The sequence below is a fragment of the Pelobacter propionicus DSM 2379 genome (genome assembly GCF_000015045.1).
Classification (GTDB): Bacteria; Desulfobacterota; Desulfuromonadia; order Geobacterales; family Pseudopelobacteraceae; genus Pseudopelobacter; species Pseudopelobacter propionicus.
This window is the reverse complement of record NC_008609.1, coordinates 1-18,154: the sequence shown is the minus strand read 5'-3', so window position 1 is coordinate 18,154 and position 18,154 is coordinate 1. Positions and strand designations below refer to the sequence as shown.

13 protein-coding genes are annotated in these 18,154 nt (G+C 58.4%); 1 reads left to right on the top strand and 12 read right to left on the bottom strand.

What is annotated here, in order from left to right; translation table 11 throughout:
- Position 1: 1 nt before the first annotated feature.
- Complete coding sequence (gene hemG, locus PPRO_RS00065; protein ID WP_011733970.1) at positions 2-1,411, bottom strand: protoporphyrinogen oxidase; 1,410 nt, start codon at positions 1,409-1,411, stop codon at positions 2-4.
- A gap of 136 nt (positions 1,412-1,547) precedes the next feature.
- On the opposite strand from hemG, the gene PPRO_RS00060 reads away from it, so the two are divergent.
- Positions 1,548-2,456 carry a DnaJ C-terminal domain-containing protein gene (locus PPRO_RS00060; protein ID WP_011733969.1) on the top strand — a complete coding sequence of 303 codons (909 nt, stop codon included), beginning with the start codon at positions 1,548-1,550 and terminating at the stop codon, positions 2,454-2,456.
- Positions 2,457-2,676: 220 nt separating this feature from the next.
- On the opposite strand, the gene ispF is transcribed toward PPRO_RS00060, so the two are convergent.
- From ispF to dnaA, 11 genes are all read right to left on the bottom strand, one after another.
- Positions 2,677-3,153, bottom strand: coding sequence for a 2-C-methyl-D-erythritol 2,4-cyclodiphosphate synthase (ispF, locus tag PPRO_RS00055; RefSeq protein ID WP_011733968.1), 477 nt, complete (start codon positions 3,151-3,153; stop codon positions 2,677-2,679).
- Between the two features lie 49 nt (positions 3,154-3,202).
- Positions 3,203-4,747: a DNA recombination protein RmuC gene (gene rmuC / locus PPRO_RS00050; protein WP_011733967.1), complete on the bottom strand. Its 1,545-nt coding sequence runs from the start codon at positions 4,745-4,747 to the stop codon at positions 3,203-3,205.
- A 287-nt stretch (positions 4,748-5,034) separates the two neighbouring features.
- Entirely contained in the window at positions 5,035-5,487 is a 453-nt protein-coding gene (locus PPRO_RS00045) for a type II toxin-antitoxin system death-on-curing family toxin (RefSeq protein ID WP_011733965.1), read from the bottom strand.
- Positions 5,488-5,489: 2 nt separating this feature from the next.
- Entirely contained in the window at positions 5,490-6,515 is a 1,026-nt protein-coding gene (locus tag PPRO_RS00040) for a hypothetical protein (RefSeq protein ID WP_011733964.1), read from the bottom strand.
- Between the two features lie 219 nt (positions 6,516-6,734).
- Positions 6,735-7,754 (bottom strand): NAD(P)H-dependent glycerol-3-phosphate dehydrogenase, encoded by a 1,020-nt coding sequence (locus PPRO_RS00035; RefSeq protein WP_011733963.1) that lies wholly within the window; start codon positions 7,752-7,754, stop codon positions 6,735-6,737.
- Positions 7,738-9,318 carry a HEAT repeat domain-containing protein gene (locus tag PPRO_RS00030; RefSeq protein ID WP_157039876.1) on the bottom strand — a complete coding sequence of 527 codons (1,581 nt, stop codon included), beginning with the start codon at positions 9,316-9,318 and terminating at the stop codon, positions 7,738-7,740. The genes PPRO_RS00035 and PPRO_RS00030 overlap by 17 nt, the downstream gene beginning before the upstream one ends.
- 62 nt (positions 9,319-9,380) lie before the next feature.
- A complete protein-coding gene (gyrA, locus tag PPRO_RS00025; protein WP_011733961.1) occupies positions 9,381-11,912 on the bottom strand; it encodes a DNA gyrase subunit A in 2,532 nt (843 codons plus the stop codon).
- Positions 11,913-11,943: 31 nt separating this feature from the next.
- The gene (gyrB, locus tag PPRO_RS00020) at positions 11,944-14,352 is read right to left on the bottom strand and encodes a DNA topoisomerase (ATP-hydrolyzing) subunit B (protein WP_011733960.1); all 2,409 of its coding nucleotides are present in this window, start codon (positions 14,350-14,352) and stop codon (positions 11,944-11,946) included.
- Entirely contained in the window at positions 14,345-15,457 is a 1,113-nt protein-coding gene (recF, locus tag PPRO_RS00015; RefSeq protein ID WP_011733959.1) for a DNA replication/repair protein RecF, read from the bottom strand. The genes gyrB and recF overlap by 8 nt, the downstream gene beginning before the upstream one ends.
- A gap of 11 nt (positions 15,458-15,468) precedes the next feature.
- Complete coding sequence (gene dnaN / locus PPRO_RS00010) at positions 15,469-16,590, bottom strand: DNA polymerase III subunit beta (RefSeq protein ID WP_011733958.1); 1,122 nt, start codon at positions 16,588-16,590, stop codon at positions 15,469-15,471.
- A gap of 211 nt (positions 16,591-16,801) precedes the next feature.
- Positions 16,802-18,154 carry a chromosomal replication initiator protein DnaA gene (gene dnaA / locus PPRO_RS00005; RefSeq protein ID WP_011733957.1) on the bottom strand — a complete coding sequence of 451 codons (1,353 nt, stop codon included), beginning with the start codon at positions 18,152-18,154 and terminating at the stop codon, positions 16,802-16,804.

Genomic DNA, 18,154 nt, shown 5'->3' with positions numbered 1-18,154 from the left:
CTCAGCGAAGCAGTTCCAGGGCCTGATCCGACGCCCTCTGGGCCGCAGCCACGCAGTCGTTCAGGCCGATGCCGCGATAGGAGTTGCCGGTCAGGATCAGGCCGGGATGACAAGCCAGCCGCTCCTCCAGGTGCTTAAGCCTCTCCCCGTGACCGACGGTGTACTGGGGGATGGCTTGGGGATGGCGAAAGATCCGGATGAAAGAGGGCTCCGCGACGATACCCATGACATCTTTCATATCCCCCCTGACCCGGCCAAGCAGTTCGTCGTCACCCATGTGCACATAGTCGGGAAAACAGGCCCCACCCACCATGCTGCGCAAGAGCACCTTTCCCGTCGGCGCCCGGTTCTCGAACATGCTGGAGTCCCAGAGCGTTCCCAGGATGCTGCGCCCCTCTTTTTTGGGGATCAGGTAGCCGAAACCGTCCAGGGGGTGGCTGACCAGCTCCCGCTCATAGCCGAGGCAGACCACCGTCATGCTGGCATAGGGGATGCTCTCCAAGATCGAAGCGATCCCTGCGTCACAGTCATGGAGTATGGCGCTGGCCGCATGGGCCGGCGAGGCAACGATCACCAGATCGGCGTCATACTCGCCGCCGTCACGGCAACCGACTCTCCAGGCCGCGCTCTTCCCCCGCCTGACCCAGCTCACCTCCCGGTCCGCCATGACGATCCCCCCCAGGGAGGCCGCCAGACTGTCGGTGAGATACTGGATACCCGGACGGAAGGAGGTCAGCACCCCTCCCGGTCCGGCAGCAGAGGAGACCGCCTTCCCGGCGGCCCGTTCCCGCTTCTTCTGTCTGGCCAGCCTGACCATGGCCCTGATCAGGCCGCCGTACTCCCGCTCCAGCTGGGCGATGCGGGGGAAACAGGAGACCAGCGACATGGTCTCCGGGTCGCCGGCAAAGATACCCGAGACCATGGGTGAGATCAGTTTGTCCAAGGCTTCCCCTCCCAGGCGGCGGCGGGCGAAATCAGCCAGGGACTCGTCAACCCCCGCAGGGGTACGGGCAATGAAGGGGGTCGGCTCCAGGGCCAGGCGCAGCTTGCCGGGCCAGGAAATAAGGCGGCTCTTGAGGAACGTACCCCCACCCTCGGGAAGGCGGTGCAGCTCTCCGTCGGAATAGATGAAGCGCTTGCGGGCATTGTCGTTGCTGCGCAGCAGATCGCTGCTGACGCCTACGGCGTCGCACAGTTCCAGGGTCTGGGGCTTGCTGTCCAGAAAGCCGTTGGGGCCCCACTCGCAGACGTATCCACCCTCGTGGATGCTGCGGATCTTCCCCCCTGGCCGCTGATCCTTTTCCAGCAGCACAAGCTCCAGTTGTATGCCGCACGCCAGCGCTTTCTCCCGCAGCAGCCAGGCCGTTGCCAGGCCGGATATGCCGCCACCGACGATGATCGCTCTCTTCATGGGATGGTTCCCTCCATGGCGTGGATAGTACGTTGACGAAAAGTGGCTGTCAAGGTTGGGCAGCCGTATTGACATGCCGGACAAGGCGACTTACATTGTTCTCAAAACCAGTTGATTTATTTACAAAGGAAAGCGCATGTCACAGACCGATTACTACAAGACCCTCGGAGTCGACAAGAAGGCCACCCCCGACGAGATCAAGAAGGCTTTCCGCAAGCTGGCGGTCAAGTACCACCCGGACCGCAACCAGGGCGACAAGTCCGCCGAGGAGAAGTTCAAGGAGATCAACGAGGCCTACGCTGTGCTCTCCGACCCACAGAAGAAGGAACAGTACGATACCTACGGCTCCAGCGGCTTCCACAAGCAGTACAGCCAGGAGGACATCTTCCGCAACTTCGACTTTGGCGGAACCTTCCGCGACATGGGCATGGGGGGGGGCGAGGACATCTTCTCGCGCCTGTTCGGCGGCGGTGGTTTCGGTGGAGGCAGGAGGGGAGCCCGGGGAGGCTTCCGGCCCGGCCCCCAGCGGGGCAGCGATCTGGAGATGGAGACCGATGTCAGCTTCCGCGATGCGGTCCAGGGGGCCGAGAAGGTGATCGCCTTCCGCCGCAACGGCGTCCGCGAGGAACTGAAGGTCAAAATCCCGGCCGGGGTGGACAACGGCAGCAGGATCCGCATCAGCGGTAAGGGGAGCCCGGGTGACGGGGGTGGTCCGTCGGGCGACCTGTTTCTGATCATCCGTACCCTGCCTGACCCGGTATTCACCCGCGACGGCGGCGACCTGTTCGTGGAGCGCTCGATCGCCTTCAGCGCCGCCTGCCTGGGGGTATCCCTGGATGTGCCGACCCTGGAGGGGGACAAGCGCATCAAGGTACCGGCCGGCATTCAGCCCGGAACCAAAATCCGGCTGAAGGGGTGCGGCGTCAAGACCCTCTCGTCCAACACCAAAGGGGACCTGTACGTGAAGATCGGCCTGCATGTGCCGGAACGGCTGAACAGCGACCAGAAGAAGCTGGTGGAGGAACTGGCCCAGAAGGGGCTGTAGGCGGAAACTGAAAAGAGGCAGTATTCCAGGGGCGGGCCATCAGACCCGCCCCTGCGTCATTTGAACCTCAAATCGACAATTCGTCTCACGCAATGATAATCAACTGGTATACAACATAACCAACTCCCCGCATGGAGTGAGTCGTTTGTTTTAGATACGTTTTCGGTTGTCTTCGCGAACGTTGCGCCTTTGCGTGAGTATCCGCCTTTTCCAACTTGAATCACCCCTTACCGATCATCAGCACCACGGCATGGGCCGAGATCCCTTCCCCCCTGCCGGTGAAGCTCAAGCCCTCCTCGGTGGTGGCCTTGACATTGACCCGATCCACCGTGCTCCTCAGCACCCGGGCGATGTTCTCCCGCATGGCAGGGATGTGAGGCGCCATCTTGGGACGCTGGGCGATGATGGTGGCGTCCAGGTTGCCCAGGCAGTACCCCTTCGCGATCGCCAGATTAGCCACATGCTCCAGAAGCTTCAGGCTGTCGGCCCCCTTGTATGCCGGATCGGTGTCGGGGAAATGCTTGCCGATATCCCCCTCGCCCAGGGCGCCCAGGATGGCGTCGGCAATGGCGTGCAGCAACACGTCGGCGTCGGAATGCCCCAACAGTCCCTTCTCCCAGGGGATATCCACCCCCCCCATGATCAGCTTTCTCCCCTCAACCAGTTTGTGGACGTCGTAGCCGTGTCCGATGCGCATGTTATGGTATCTCCTTGAGTTTATTAGTAATTTTTGGTTTCATTCGGGGTTAGCCAACTGTCCCCACATCACCGCCCCCCGCGTCTTCATCCGCCAGGAGGCTGTGGGGAAGAATGGCATTCGCCTCGCTGACCGGGAGTTCCTGCACATCCCTGAGTTTTCTCCCGACGGCCCGCGATCTGGTCTTGGCTTTCTCGATGGTTTCCGAAGCCTGATGGAGCTTCTTCTGCACCGACTCCAGCACATCACCGTATTTGGTCCACTCGGTCTTCACCGCGGCCAGGAGGTTCCAGACCTCGCTGGAGCGCTTCTGGATGGCCAGGGTGCGGAAGCCCATCTGGAGACTGCTCAGAATGGACCAGAGCGTGGTCGGCCCGGCGATGACGACTCGACACTCGCGCTGTATGAACTCCGTCAAACCGGTTCTTCGAATCACCTCGGCGAACAGCCCCTCCACCGGCAGAAAGAGAATGGCGAAATCGGTGGTCCTGGGCGGATTCAGATATTTGGAGCAGATATCGCCAGCGCAAGCCTTGACCCGCATTTCCAGCAGTTTTCCCGCCGCCTCGACCCCATCCAGGTCGCCCCGCTCCTGAGCCTCAACAAGCCGCTGGTAATCCTCCACCGGGAACTTGGCGTCTATGGGAAGCCACACGGCCTCATCCCGGTCGTTGCCCTGCCCGGGAAGCCTGATGGCGAACTCCACCCGCTCGCCACCCCCTTTGGTCGACAGGTTGGCGACATACTGATCGGGAGTCAGAACCTGCTCCAGGAGCGCGCCCAGCTGCACCTCCCCCCATGTCCCGCGGGTTTTCACGTTTGAGAGCACCTTCTTCAGGTCGCCGACGCCCGAGGCCAGAACCTGCATTTCGCCCAGCCCCTTGTGGACCAGTTCCAGCCGCTCGCTCACCTGCCTGAACGATTCCCCCAGACGCTTTTCCAGCGTGCCCTGGAGCTTCTCGTCAACGGTCTGGCGCATCAGTTCCAGCTGCTTTGCGTTATCGGCCTGCATGCTCTGCAGCTTGCCTTCCATCGCGGTCCGCAACTCTTCCAGTTTCTTCTCGTTGGACTCGGAAAGCTTGCCGATGGCCAGAGACATGGAATCCAGTTGCGACTTTTGCTGGTTTGCCATCTCGCCCATCGTGGTCGTAGTGGATTCTGTTATCCCTTTCAACGTAGCGATGACCTCTTCTCTCAACTGTTTGGCACCCGTAGCGGATTCGCTCCGGATACCATCGAGCCTTTCACCGCTGGCCTGGGAAAACGTGGAGAGTTGATTGGAAAAGGTATCAAGCTGCATCTTCTGCAAACTGGCGGCCTCAACTGTCCGTTGCATGAGGGTTCCGCCGAAGCTCTTGAAGGCCTCCGCAAGCTCCTGGCGCTGCTCTTTCGCCGCCTTCCCGGCCTCATCCCTGCTCCGGGCGGCTTCTTCCCTCACAGCGCGTTCCGTCCTGTCCAAAGCCAGCGAGAAAGAATCAATACGGGGAACAAGGGAGGAGACATCATTCCGGGATGACTTTTTGAGGAGAAGGATCTGGAGAATGACGATGGCCGCCAGCAACGCCAATACGATGAATAGAAGAATAGTGGTCACGTAAGATCTCCCCTGGATGAGATGGCCGTTCTACGTAAGTTTCTTGTCTCTCTTCCGCACCAGTTCCTTGAAATTCGAGCTACTCCCCACCGGCGTTCCGCTCTGCTGCTCGATATCCCTGCGGGATCTCCCCGCAGACGCTTATCGCCCCACTCCTTGGGGTATCCCTTCTGTTCGTAGAGTTGCTTCCTCCGCTCCTGAACAGTCTGACAACCATGCTAAAAATAGCGATAATTTTTTGCGTGCAATGAAATACACTGTTATTTAAACTAGGTAAAATATTCTGATCAGTTTCTAAGACTTGTGCAATTTGAGATTGCTTCTAATATTTTGAGTTTAAGTGGTTCTGAATCCATTTCACCATCAATTATTGCCGAAATAATCTCCATCAACAATTCTTTGCCTATTTTACCAGCTGCAACATGGTAACTGATATTTTCCATTTCACGAATAAAAGAGCTTGAACAGTATAAATATCCATTTAATAAGAGCATTTGAGCGCAAAGAGTGATAGCAATCCTTTTGTTACCATCCTGAAAACAGTGAAACTTGCAGGCACTGAAAAACAGGTGAGTAAGCTTACCTTCAAATGTTGGGTAATAGTCATCATTTTGGATATGCTCCAAAACACTTTCCAACTTACCCAGTTCCAAATGCCCTAAAGCTCCGCCGCCACTAACTTCAACTGTTTTGCGATGTACCTCTATGGCCTGATCGAGTGTCAGATAGATGATTGGCATGACTATTCCCGTTCCTTCAGGCGCTTCATAACGTCTTTGGCGTCATCCAATCGTTCGGCAAGTTCCTTACTCTTTTCGCCCAGAAATCGTTCAAACTCTTCCGCCCGCAATGGTGTTATGTACTCTTGCAATTGGTTATGCAGCGCGTCCCGAAAAGCCAGATCACGGCTAGCCATCTTGTTGCGGGCCTTTTCAATCAGCGGTTTCCAGTGGGGTAGCGATTCAAACTCTTTGAATAGAATATCAACCTCCAAAACTGACAATGCCCTCCCTTTTGAGCCAGACGCACTGCGCAGCATTTCGGCTAATCCGCATTCATACGAGGCAACAAGATCAAGAATTTCCGCATAGAACGTATCCCTCACGCTATCCTTCTCATGCAGTCGCAAGATTTTGTGATATTCCTTAGCTTTCTCCCGAAAGATACTCACATAAATCTTGTCCGTATACATCGGGTACTTCAAATTGCCCATATCCACACAATCTCGCAGTGCATCTGTAAACTGCTTGCGGTAATTTTCTTCCACAAACAAGGAATGCAGAAAATCCTCATCGCGCTGATTGATGTACTTGGTGCCGCCACCGGTACGCAGGTTAATGGTGTCGATGACGATATCAAGGATCGCTTGGCGCAGCAGACGCGCCCGTTCACTTTCCACCATCAGCATGGCCAGGTTTAGAAAAGCGCGGAAGTCAAGTATGCCTAATTGCGGTGCTTTTGCGATGTTCCCGAAGTATGTTTCGGGAACATCCATTCCCTGCAGGACGGATTTTAAAGATTTCAGTCGTTTACCCTTGATAACCTCGTAACCGTTGCGAACCAGTTCTGCTTCGAAACGGGACAGGTAGCTTTCCACTGTACGAAGGGAAACTTCAAAAAAGTCGGCTACTTGTTCTTTGAGTACCACCGTCTTTCCCTCAAAGGGAATACCGGTGATATGGGTCGCCTTCTCGATTTCCTGCAGGGCATACGTATTATTGAGAATGTTCTGGCGATGAATTGCGGAATTTGTTAGGTCTTTGCTCATGAATTCTCCTCGATAAAGGCTAAAGCCGCCTGCCCGTCCTGCTCGATGTCGATTTCCACGGCGCGTTTGGCGACAACTGGCTGTCTGACCTAAAAAAAGAAAAAACGCCGCATCACAAGGCTACTGTGACCGGCGCTTTTCCTCGATCCCTCGCCATGGTCATTGTCCTTCATATCGGGAACGGACCGGCAAGCTATCCACAATGGACAATAACGTCCCCTACCCCTCCGCCTTCAGCGCCCTGGCCATCAGTTCCGTCACCGCCTGCTTGGCCGGCTTGTCCTCGTGAAGGATCTGATAGGCCTTCTCCACGATGGGCATCTCCACCCCCAGCTTGCGGGAGAGCTGGAAGACCGATTCGGCGGTCTTGACCCCCTCGGCCACCATGCGCATCTCGGCCAGGATGTCTTTCAAACGCATCCCCTGCCCCAGCTTAAAGCCGACGGTGCGGTTGCGGGAGAGATCGCCGGTGCAGGTCAGCACCAGGTCGCCCATGCCGGCCAGGCCAGCGAAGGTGGCAGCCTGGGCCCCCATGGCCAGCCCCAGACGGTTCATCTCGGCCAAGCCGCGGGTGATCAGGGCCGCACGGGCGTTGTGGCCGAAACCCAGGCCATCGCAGATGCCGGCGGCAATGGCGATCACGTTCTTGACCGCTCCCCCCAGCTCCACGCCGATAACGTCGCTGTTGGTGTAGGCGCGGAATGTTGGATTGCTGAAGGCGGTCTGCACCTTTCGGGCACAGGATTCAACGCGGGAGGCGGCCACGATCAAGGAGGGGAGTCCCTGAGCGACCTCGCGGGCAAAGGTGGGGCCGGACAGGGCCACATAGCGCTCCAGGAACCGCTCTCCGAAAAACTCGGCGCAGATCTGGGACACGGTCTTCAGGCTCTCCAGCTCGATCCCCTTGGAGGCGTTGACGATCACGGCATCCGGGTCGATCAGCCCCCGGGCCCGGTCCAGGACGCCGCGCATGACCTGCACCGGCGTCACCATCAGGACAAGATCGCGACCGGACAGGGCGTGGGTCAGGTTCTCTGTGCAGACCAAAGCGGGGCAGAGCGGGATGCCGGGGAGGAAGAGCGGGTTCATGTGGCGCTGGTTGATCTCGTCCACCAGCTCGGTGTCATGCACCCAGAGAACCGTGTCATGGCTATTCCCCGCCAGCACGTTGGCCAGGGCCGTACCCCAGCTTCCGCCGCCGATGACCGCCACCCTGAGCGGGCTATTCTTCGTCGTCATAGCCTTCCTCCAATCGTAGGTCGTACCCGTCGGCCAGGGCCTGGCGGGCCGTCTCGATACTATCCATAATCAAGCGCCTGATAAAGGGGTGGCGCGACTCGGGAACGAATCCACCCACCAGGCTGAGCGCCGTGGCCAGGGTATGCTGAACAAGCTGCTCTTCGGCGCCGGTCTGCTGCAGGAAATCGGCGGTCAGAAGCAGGCGTTTGACGATCTCGGCCCGGCGGGGAACGATCTGCCGGGCGCAGAAGTCGCTCAGTTCGGCCTCCAGCTGATCATCAGGGATGCGGCCATCGGGCGCGTTCTTCTCCAGGCTGGCCAGACGTTCGGCGGCATCGTACATTGCCGGCTCGGACAAGAGCCACCCCTCCAGGGCGGGAGTGTCCAGCAGCTCGCCGCTGCCGACGATGTAGGCCGGTATGCGCTCCACGATCCCCTCCAGGTGGACCAGACTGAAACGGGGGATATAGGCCTCGGAACGCAGGGAGTCGGGAGCGAACAGCCGCATGTCCACATAGAAGTCGGGCGGCAGGTAGAAGCCCTGCTTGCGGCTGGTGGAGAGGGCGTCCCGTAGCAGAGCCATGGCATAGGACTCCTCCACCGGATCCAGCAGCTCGCCGGCAGTGACCTCCCGCTGGACCATGTCGTACTCCTGGTCATCCTTCATGCGGTAGCTTAAAGCGTTGATGATCCCCTCGGATTCGCCGATCAACAGCAGCAGGGCCGCATAGGTTCCATCCTCCAGAACCCAGGTGAACAGAAGCGACCGCGAGCCGTACACATCCACCGGTCCGGCCTGGATCTGGTAAAGCGGCAGCGGCACCGGAAACGAGGGGGGCAGCTGGGCCGGCTGGCGGATTCCCATGAAGGAGAGGCGGCGGATGCTGCGCCTGATCAGGTCGGCCAGATCCCCCTCGTGCCGTTTCTCGGCGCTGGTCAGGACCGTCAGGGCCAGGCCGTTTTTGATCTTGCCCAGGGCAATGATCGCCTCGCGCACCACCTCGGGCCGCTCGAAGGAGATCAGGATCTCCAGCAGCGACACCGCATCGGGTGTGCCCACCTCCGACAAGCGCCGGGTCATCTGCTCGCGCACCTCGTCGGTGGCGTCCAGGAACATGTCCATGAAACGCACCAGCCCCGGTTCGCCATCCTTCAGGCAATCGGCGATGAACCCCTCCATGGAGCTGGCCCCGTAGCCGGTCATGCCGGCGAAGGGGGGGGCGGTCACATCCACCCCATAGTCGTGCAGGGCATCCAGGAGCGCCATGCGTCCCTGCTCGTCCAGGTCGGTGCGTCTGAGGGTGATCTGCACCAGCTGGTCCAGCCACTGCCGGTCATCGAAGAAATCCAGCATGCAGGTGTAGCGGTAGATGGCGGTGCCGTTCTTCTCGCGCCACAGCTTGCGCACCAGCGGACCAAGCGCCCGCCGTCCCGCCTTCTGCAGCCGCCTGCCGATGCGCTCCATCTGGTCGGTGGAAAGGTCGTCCCGCGTGAGAAAATCCAGCAGTCGCATGATACGCCGCCGTTCCCGCAGGGAGGTATCGATGGAAATAAGTCTACTCATGGCATTGGTACTGTTCATGGGACTGGGCATGGTTTGAGTCACGGTCGCCGTGGACGGCGCCCCTACTCGGTTCCCTCGTTTTCGTCGTCCTCTTCCTTCTCGGCCAGGCGGGCAACGGCCACCACCTTCTCCTTCTCCTCGGTGGTGATCAGGCGCACCCCCTGGGTGTTGCGCCCGATGACCGAGAAGCCGGAGACAGGCACGCGCAGGATCTTGCCATTGTCGGTGATCACCATCAGGTCGTTGTCGTTTGATACCTGCATGACGTTGACCACGCTGCCGTTCCTGGCATTGGTCTTGATGGTTATGATCCCCTTGCCGCCGCGGCTCTGGTCGCGATACTCGTCCAGGTCGGTGCGCTTGCCGTAACCGTTCTCGCAGACCGTGAAGATGGTGGAGCCGACCACGTCGTTGTGCACGATCTCCATGCCGATGACATGATCGTCCTCATTCAGGTTCATGCCGCGCACGCCGCGGGTGACGCGCCCCATGGAACGCACGTCCTGCTCGCTGAAGCGGATGGCCTTGCCGTTCCTCGAAGCCAGGAAGACGTCCTTGGTGCCATCGGTCAGGGCAACGCCGATCAGCTTGTCCCCGTCGTCCAGGTTGACGGCGATGATGCCGCCGCTGCGCACGTTGGAATATTCGATAAGCGGAGTCTTCTTGACCACCCCGTTGCGGGTGGCCATGAACAGGAAGGTATGCTCGCTGAACTCCTTCACCGGCAGGATGGTGGTGATTTTCTCCTCCATGCCCACATTGACCAGGTTGACCACCGCCTTGCCCTTGGTGGTGCGGTTCCCCTCCGGGATCTCGTAGACCTTGAGCCAGTACATACGGCCGGCATCGGTGAAGCAGAGCAGGTAGTCCTTGGTGGAGGCGATGAAGAGCTGTTCGACGAAATCCTCTTCCCTGGTCTTCATGCCGGTCTTGCCCTTGCCGCCGCGGCGCTGGGAACGGTACAGATCAACGGCGCTGCGCTTGATGTAGCCGGTGTGGGAGATGGTAACCACCATCTCCTCATCCATGATGGTGTCTTCCAGGGATATGTCCGGGGTGGTATCGGATATCTCAGAGCGGCGAATGTCGCCAAATTTATCCCTTATTTCGGTAAGTTCAGAGATGATGATGTTGAAGATCTCCCGATCCGAGGCCAGAATCTCCCGCAGGCGGGCGATCAGTTTCATGATCTCCTCGTACTCGGAGAGGATCTTGTCCCGCTCCAGGCCGGTCAGGCGCTGCAGGCGCATCTCCAGGATGGCCTGGGCCTGGATCTCGCTCAGATGCACGCCATCATCGTAGCCTACGGGACGGGGGAGCTCCAGGCGCGCCAGGAATTCGGCGTCGGCGAAGGCCCCTTCCATCAGCCCTTGTTTGGCCTCAGGCGGGGTCTTGGAGGAGCGGATCAGCTCGATCACCGCGTCCAGCCAGTCCAGGGCTATCTTCAGGCCTTCCAGGATGTGGGCCCGGGCCAGTGCCTTTTTCAGCTCGAAGTTGGTGCGGCGGGTGACCACCTCGGCACGGTGCTCGATGAAACAGTCAATCATCTCCCTCAGCGAGAGGATGCGCGGACGGTTGTGTACGATGGCCAGCAGGATGATGCCGAAGGAGGTTTGCATCTGGGTCAGCTTGTAGAGCAGATTGAGCAGCACCTCGGGATTATCGTCCCGTTTCACCTCGACGACGATGCGCATCCCTTCCCGGTCCGACTCGTCGCGGATCTCGGCGATTCCCTCGATCTTCTTCTCCTTGACCAGTTCGGCGATCTTCTCTATCAGCCGGGCCTTGTTAACCTGGTAGGGGAGTTCGGTTACGATGATGGACTGGCGTTCAGACTTCTTGGCCGCCTCGATGTGGGCCTTGGCGCGGATCTGGATGATGCCGCGACCGGTGGTGTAGGCGTCCCGGATCCCCTGGCGGCCGTAGATGGTGGCGCCGGTGGGGAAGTCGGGACCCGGTATCAGGGCCAAAAGCTCTTCATGGGCCAGATCGGGGTTGTTGATCACGGCGATGATGCCGTCGATCACCTCGCCCAGGTTGTGGGGCGGGATGTTGGTGGCCATGCCCACGGCAATGCCGGTGGAGCCGTTGATCAGCAGGTTGGGGAACTTTGAGGGGAGGACCGTCGGCTCCAGCAACTCGTCGTTGTAGTTGGGGGCCATGCCCACGGTTTCCTTGTCCAGATCGGCCAGAAGCTCGTGGGATAGCTGGCGCAGGCGGATCTCGGTGTAGCGCATGGCCGCCGGCCGGTCGCCGTCGATGGAGCCGAAGTTACCCTGGCCATCCACCAGGGTATAGCGCAGGGAGAAGTCCTGGGCCATGCGCACGATGGTATCGTAGGCCGCAGTGTCGCCGTGGGGGTGGTACTTACCGATCACGTCACCGACCACACGGGCCGATTTCTTGTACGGCTTGTTCCAGTCGTTGCTCATGTCGTACATGGCGTACAGACAGCGCCGGTGCACCGGCTTGAGTCCGTCCCGCACGTCCGGCAGGGCGCGGCCGATGATGACCGACATGGCGTAGTCCATGTAGGAACGTTTCATCTCGTCTTCGATGTTGACGGCTATCTTGTTCTGCGGAGTGTTAATCATTACAACCTCGTTTATCGCTCGATACGGAAGATTAGATGTCCAGGTTGACCACGTTCAGCGCGTTGGTCTCAATGAATTCGCGGCGCGGGTCCACCTGGTCGCCCATCAGGATGGTGAAGATCTCGTCCGATTCCACGGCATCCTCGATCTTGACCTGCAAGAGCACCCTGTTCTCCGGATTCATGGTGGTCTCCCAGAGCTGGTCCGGGTTCATCTCGCCCAGACCTTTGTAGCGCTGGATGCCCAGACCCTTCTTGGCGTTTTCAAGAAAATATACCAGTAATTCCTCATGGTTGGATGTTTCAAGCAGCACCTTCCCACCCGCTTCCTGCTCGATGTAGGCACGGCCGTCGGCCATGGTTTCCACCACCCGGCGGTGATTTTCCACCAGCAGTTCGTACTCGTGGCTGGCCAGAACGCCCAGGATCTGATGGTCGATGATGGCGCGGATATTGCCGATGTAGAAGATGATCCGCTCCTCCTCCACCTGGTACTCCCCGTTTTCGGCCAGTTCCTTCATGGCCTCCAGATACGGCTCTACCTGGGAAAGCTCTTCCAGGCCAGCCGGCACGTTACTGCGGACGATGATGGAGAGCAACTCCTGGGAAATTCCCTTTTTGACCACCTTGTCGAAGATGGCCCGGTTGTCGATGAACTGGCGGATCACCGGGATGATCTGTTTTCCCAGGTATTTCCGGTCCCCCTTCTCCAGCCTGAGAACCAGGTCCTCGGCCCCCTCCTCCAGCAGGAAGTTCTGCAGGGCCGCTTCGTTCCTCAGGTACATCTCCTTCTTGCCCCGCTTGACCTTGTAGAGCGGCGGCTGGGCAATGTACAGATGGCCGCGCTGGATCAGCTCGTTCATGTTGCGGTAGAAGAAGGTTAAGAGCAGGGTCAGGATGTGGGAGCCGTCCACGTCGGCGTCGGTCATGACGATGATCCGGCCGTAGCGCAGCTTGGAGATATCGAAATCATCCTTGCCGATGCCGGTGCCCAGGGCGGTGATCAGGGTGCGGATCTCCTGGGAGGAGATCATCTTGTCGAAACGGGACTTCTCCACGTTGAGGATCTTGCCCTTCAGCGGCAGGATGGCCTGGAACTTGCGGTCGCGCCCCTGTTTGGCCGAGCCGCCGGCGGAGTCACCCTCCACCAGGTACAGTTCGCAATGTTCGGGGTTCTTCTCCTGGCAGTCGGCCAGTTTGCCCGGCAGCCCTCCCAGGTCCAGGGCGCCCTTGCGTCGCACCGTCTCGCGGGCCCTGCGGGCAGCCTCCCTTGCCCGGGCTGCCTCGATGGATTTCTCCAGGATGCGCTTGGCCACCTGGGGATTCTCCTCCAGGAACTGGGCCAGCTTCTCGTTGATCATGGATTCCACATATCCCTTGACCTCCGAGTTGCCCAGTTTGGTCTTGGTCTGTCCCTCGAACTGGGGCTGGGGGATTTTGACCGAGATGACGCAGGTCAGCCCCTCGCGCAGGTCGTCACCGGAGATGGAGACCTTTTCCTTCTTGAGCAGATTGTTGGCCGCCGCATAGGCGTTCATGGTGCGGGTCAGGGCAGCCTTGAAGCCGACCAGATGGGTGCCCCCCTCGTGGGTATTGATGTTGTTGGCAAAGGAGAAGATTTTCTCGTCGAAGGAGTCGTTGTACTGCATGGAGACCTCGGTCTCCACCCCCCCCTTCTCTCCCCGGAAGTAGATCGGCTTGGGATGCACGGCGATCTTGTTGCGATTCAGGTACTCGACGAAGGAGTTGATCCCCCCCTCGTAGTAGAACTCGTGGGACTTGTTGTCCACCCGCATGTCGCTGATGCCGATGCGCACGCCGGCGTTGAGAAAGGCCAGTTCGCGCAGGCGCTGGGAGAGAACGTCAAAGGAGAACTCGGTGGTCTCGAAAATCTCCTCATCGGGCATGAAGGTGACTTTGGTGCCCCGCTTCCTGGTTGCGCCGGTCTCGGCCAGGGGAGCAACCGGATCGCCACGGCGGTAGGATTGGCGGAATATCTTGCCATCACGCTTGATCTCCAGTTCCAGCCATTTTGAAAGCGCGTTGACAACCGAGACGCCGACGCCGTGCAGACCGCCGGAAACCTTGTAGGAATCATTATCGAACTTGCCGCCGGCGTGCAGTACGGTCAGGACGACCTCGGCAGCCGACCTCCCTTCGGTGGGATGCATATCCGTCGGTATGCCGCGGCCGTTGTCGATGACGGTTACGGAGCCGTCCACATTGATGGTGACACTGATGTTGTCGCAATGACCAGCCAGGGCCTCGTCGATGGAGTTGTCCACTATCTCGTACACCAGGTGGTGCAGGCCCGCACCGGAGGTGGAGCCGATGTACATGGCGGGGCGCTTGCGCACCGCGGCCAGACCCTCCAGTACCTTGATGTTATCGGCACTGTACTCTTCAACGTTGCTCTGTGTCACGTTGTTGTGTTCACTCATGCTTTTCATTTCCCTCAAACGTCAGATTGCCGTGCTCCACGTGGAATACGGCGCAGTGTGCCGCGGCGCCCAGCAGAACCGGGGACCGTTGCGTGGTTGTCATGAATACCTGGATGTCCATGTTCAGGAGGAAATGCAGCAGGTTGCCGCTTCTCGCGTCATCCAGTTCGGAGCTCACGTCATCCAGCAGCAGGAGCGGCGGTTCCCCGAAGATGTCCGTGAGATTGTCTATTTCCGCCATCTTCAGCGCCAGCACGAAACTCTTCTGCTGTCCGGTGGAGCCGAATGATTTCAGGGGGCGGCCGTCGAGCCGGAATTTCAGGTCATCGCGATGCGGGCCGGCAGTGGTGGTGCCTTGGCGGATGTCGCTCTGCTGGCTGCGCTGGAAGAGTTCCAGAAGCTCTTCACGCACGCGTTGCTGTTCCTGGGAGTTGATTCCCTCCGGCTCATAGGCGACGGATGCTGTTTCCTCTCCGGCGGATATGTTTCCGTAGTGCCGCTGCAGCATGCCGTTCAATCGCTCTACGAAGCGCCGGCGACGGACGATGATTTCGGCTCCGGTCTCGGCCAGCTGTTCGGTCCAGGTGTCCAGGCCGCTTTTGTCGCTGTTTTTCAGCAACTGGTTACGCTGCTTGAGGATGCGCTGAAATGCGTGCCAGCAGTGCAGATAACCGATATCGCACATGTAGATCGTCCGATCCAGGTAGCGCCTGCGTGTCTCGGGACCGTACCTGACCATGGCGGTGTCATCGGGAGAGAAGACAACGACGTTGATTCTTCCGTACAGGTCGGATGCGCGCTGGATCCCCTTGCCGTCCAGTTCCACCCTGCGTCCCGCGTTCTCGATGCTCAGGCCGATCCTGCCATGGATGCCGGCAGATTCGACCTCGCCGTGGAGGTGCGCCCGCTGCTCTCCATGCCTGATGAAATCCGGCAGACGTGCGTTGCGGAATGAACGCGGACTTCCCAGCAGATAGATGGCCTCCAGCAGATTGGTCTTGCCCTGGCCGTTGCGGCCATGAATCAGGTTGAAGCATCTGCCTGGCGTGAAGCGTACGGATCCGATGTTGCGGAAATCGGCGATACTTAGTCTGGTGAGGCGCACAAATCCTTCTGTCAGAGTCTCATGGGCATGATAACGGCCAGGAAGCTGTCGCTCTTGTCCGGCAGGATGATGGAGGGCGCCAGTTCATCCTTGAATTTCATCTCCACTGATTCGGTCTCGGTTACGGCGAGTACGTCCAGGAGGTAGCGGGCGTTGAATCTGACCGAGAACGGCTCGCCGCCGTAGCTGACATCGATCTCCTCCATGGCGTCTCCCAGTTCGGGATTGCTGGAAGAGATCCTGATGCTGGATTCGGATATATCCAGCATGATTCCCTTGAATTTTTCGCTGGAGAGTATGGCCATCCTGCGTACCGAGTGGGTGAAGTCGTCACAGTTGATGATGATGCTTCGGTCATTCGACGTGGGAATGACGCGGTTGTAGTCGGGAAATTCTCCGTCAACCAGGCGCATGACCATGTAGGAATCGCCCCGTTTGATGACGGCGCTGTTGTCCATGAATCCGAACATCAGTGTCCCGCCATCTTCCTCGGCGATCTTCTTCAGTTCGTAGACGCCCTTCTTGGGGAGGATGACCCCCTTGGAAAGCTCCTGGCCCGCGTTGCCCTTGAACGGGCAGCTGGCGATGGAGAGCCGGTGGCCATCGGTGGCAACCATCTTGAGCAGCTGTACGTCGTCGTCGTTGATTTCCGTCTTGGCGAACAGGCCGTTTAAGTTGTACTTCGTGTCATCGTTGCAGATGGCATAGGAGGTCTTTTCGATCATTCCCTTAAGCAGGGCGCTCTCGATTTCGAACAGGTTCTCCTCGTGCACTTCGGGGAAGTAGGGAAATTCCTCGGCTGATAATCCGACGATATTGAAATGAACCTTGCCACATCTTATCTCCACCCAGTCGTTGTCCTTGGCGGAGAAACTGATCTGCTGGTTGGGCAGTTCCTTGACGATTTCGTAGATTTTCTTGGCTCCCACGGTGATTCTCCCCGGAGAGAGGATTTCAGCCGGGTAGATGCATTTCATTCCGACTTCCAGATCGGTTGCCGTGACGCGGAGTGACGATTCGGTGGCTTCCAGCAATACGTTTGACAGGATCGGCATGGAGGTTCGCTTTTCGACGATACCCTGTATCTTTTGAAGCGATTTGAGGAAGACTTCCTTGTCAATTCTGAATTCCATGGGTCACTCCTTACTGTCAGTATCTTTTATTAAAAAAGAAAAGCTTTGTTGTTGTTATAGGGGCTGTGAATCTGGTGATAACCGTTCAAGTCTTGGATTCTGAATGAGAATTCCGCCTTGGTGGCTGTTGATGATACTGCCCACTTTCCGGGGCTTATCAACAGCGCCTGAGTTGTTAACAATGGCTGCACAGGCTATCAACAGCTTATCCCTACTTGAGGAGGATAAGTTTAATATCCTCAATGATTCTTGATAGTTTAGGGTCGTCCTTCAGTGCCAGATCGATTTTTTTGGCTGCGTAGATGACTGTTGAATGGTCCTTGCCCCCGAATTTCGCGCCGATGTCCGGATAGGAAAAGCTGGTCATGTCCCGGCAAAGCCAGATCGCGATCTGACGGGCCTGAACGAAATTTTTCAGCCGCTTGCTTGATTTCAGGTCAGCCATCTTGAGGCCGAACTGTTCCGCGACCACCTTTTGGATCAACTCGACGGTTATGTCCTTGCGACGGTCGCCGATGATCTCCTTCAGATTCTCCCGTGCCATATCCAGGGTGATGGGGATGCCCTGCAGGCTGCTGTAGGCACCCAAGCGGATGAGCATTCCCTCCAGTTCGCGTATGTTGCGCGTGTCGCTGGAAGCCAGGAAGTAGATTACGTCCTCGGGGAGCTGGATGCGGGTTATTTCTGATTTCTTCTTTAATATGGCTATCTTGGTTTCGAGATCCGGCGGCTGGATATCCGCGATCAGACCCCATTCGAAGCGGGAGCGCAGTCGTTCCTCCAGGTCCGATATTTCCCGCGGGAATTTATCGGAGGTGATCACGATCTGCTTCTGCATGTCGTAGAGTGCGTTGAAGGTGTGGAAGAACTCTTCCTGCGTGCCCACCTTTCCGGAAATGAACTGGATATCGTCCACCAGGAGCACGTCCAGGTTTCTGAAGCGTGACCTGAACTGGTCCATGCGTTTCTGGCGCAGGGCATTGACCATTTCGTACATGAACTTTTCCGCTGAACAGTAGCAGACGCTCAGGTTTGGTGAGGATGACCGGATAGTGTGGCCGATGGCGTTGAGAAGGTGGCTCTTGCCCAAGCCGACGCCGCCGTAGATGAAGAGCGGATTGTAGGTGTCGGCCGGGTTGTTGGCCACCGCCATGGCCGCGGCATGGGCGAACTGGTTTCCCGTTCCGCTGACGAAGAGTTCAAAGGTGTATTTTGGATTGAGGGAGCTGGAGCTGGTTTCCGGCTGGCTGGTTACAGGTTGCTCGATTTCCTGGTGCCCCTTTATGATCAGGTCTTCGGCCTGGGGCACTTCGGCGTTCTGGTCCTCCTCCTGCACCACGAGCTCGATGAAATACTTTTTTCCCGCCGTGACGGAGAGGGCGCCGACAAGCACCTGACGGTAGTGTTCATCGATCCACTCCTTGAAGAAGAGCGTGGGAACCGTAAGGAAGACTGTCGTGTCATCGGCATGACTGTACGATATGGGTTGAATCCATGTCGTAAAGTCACTCTCTGACATTACTTTTTCGAGGTTTTCGGTGGCTTGTCGCCAGACATCGTGCAT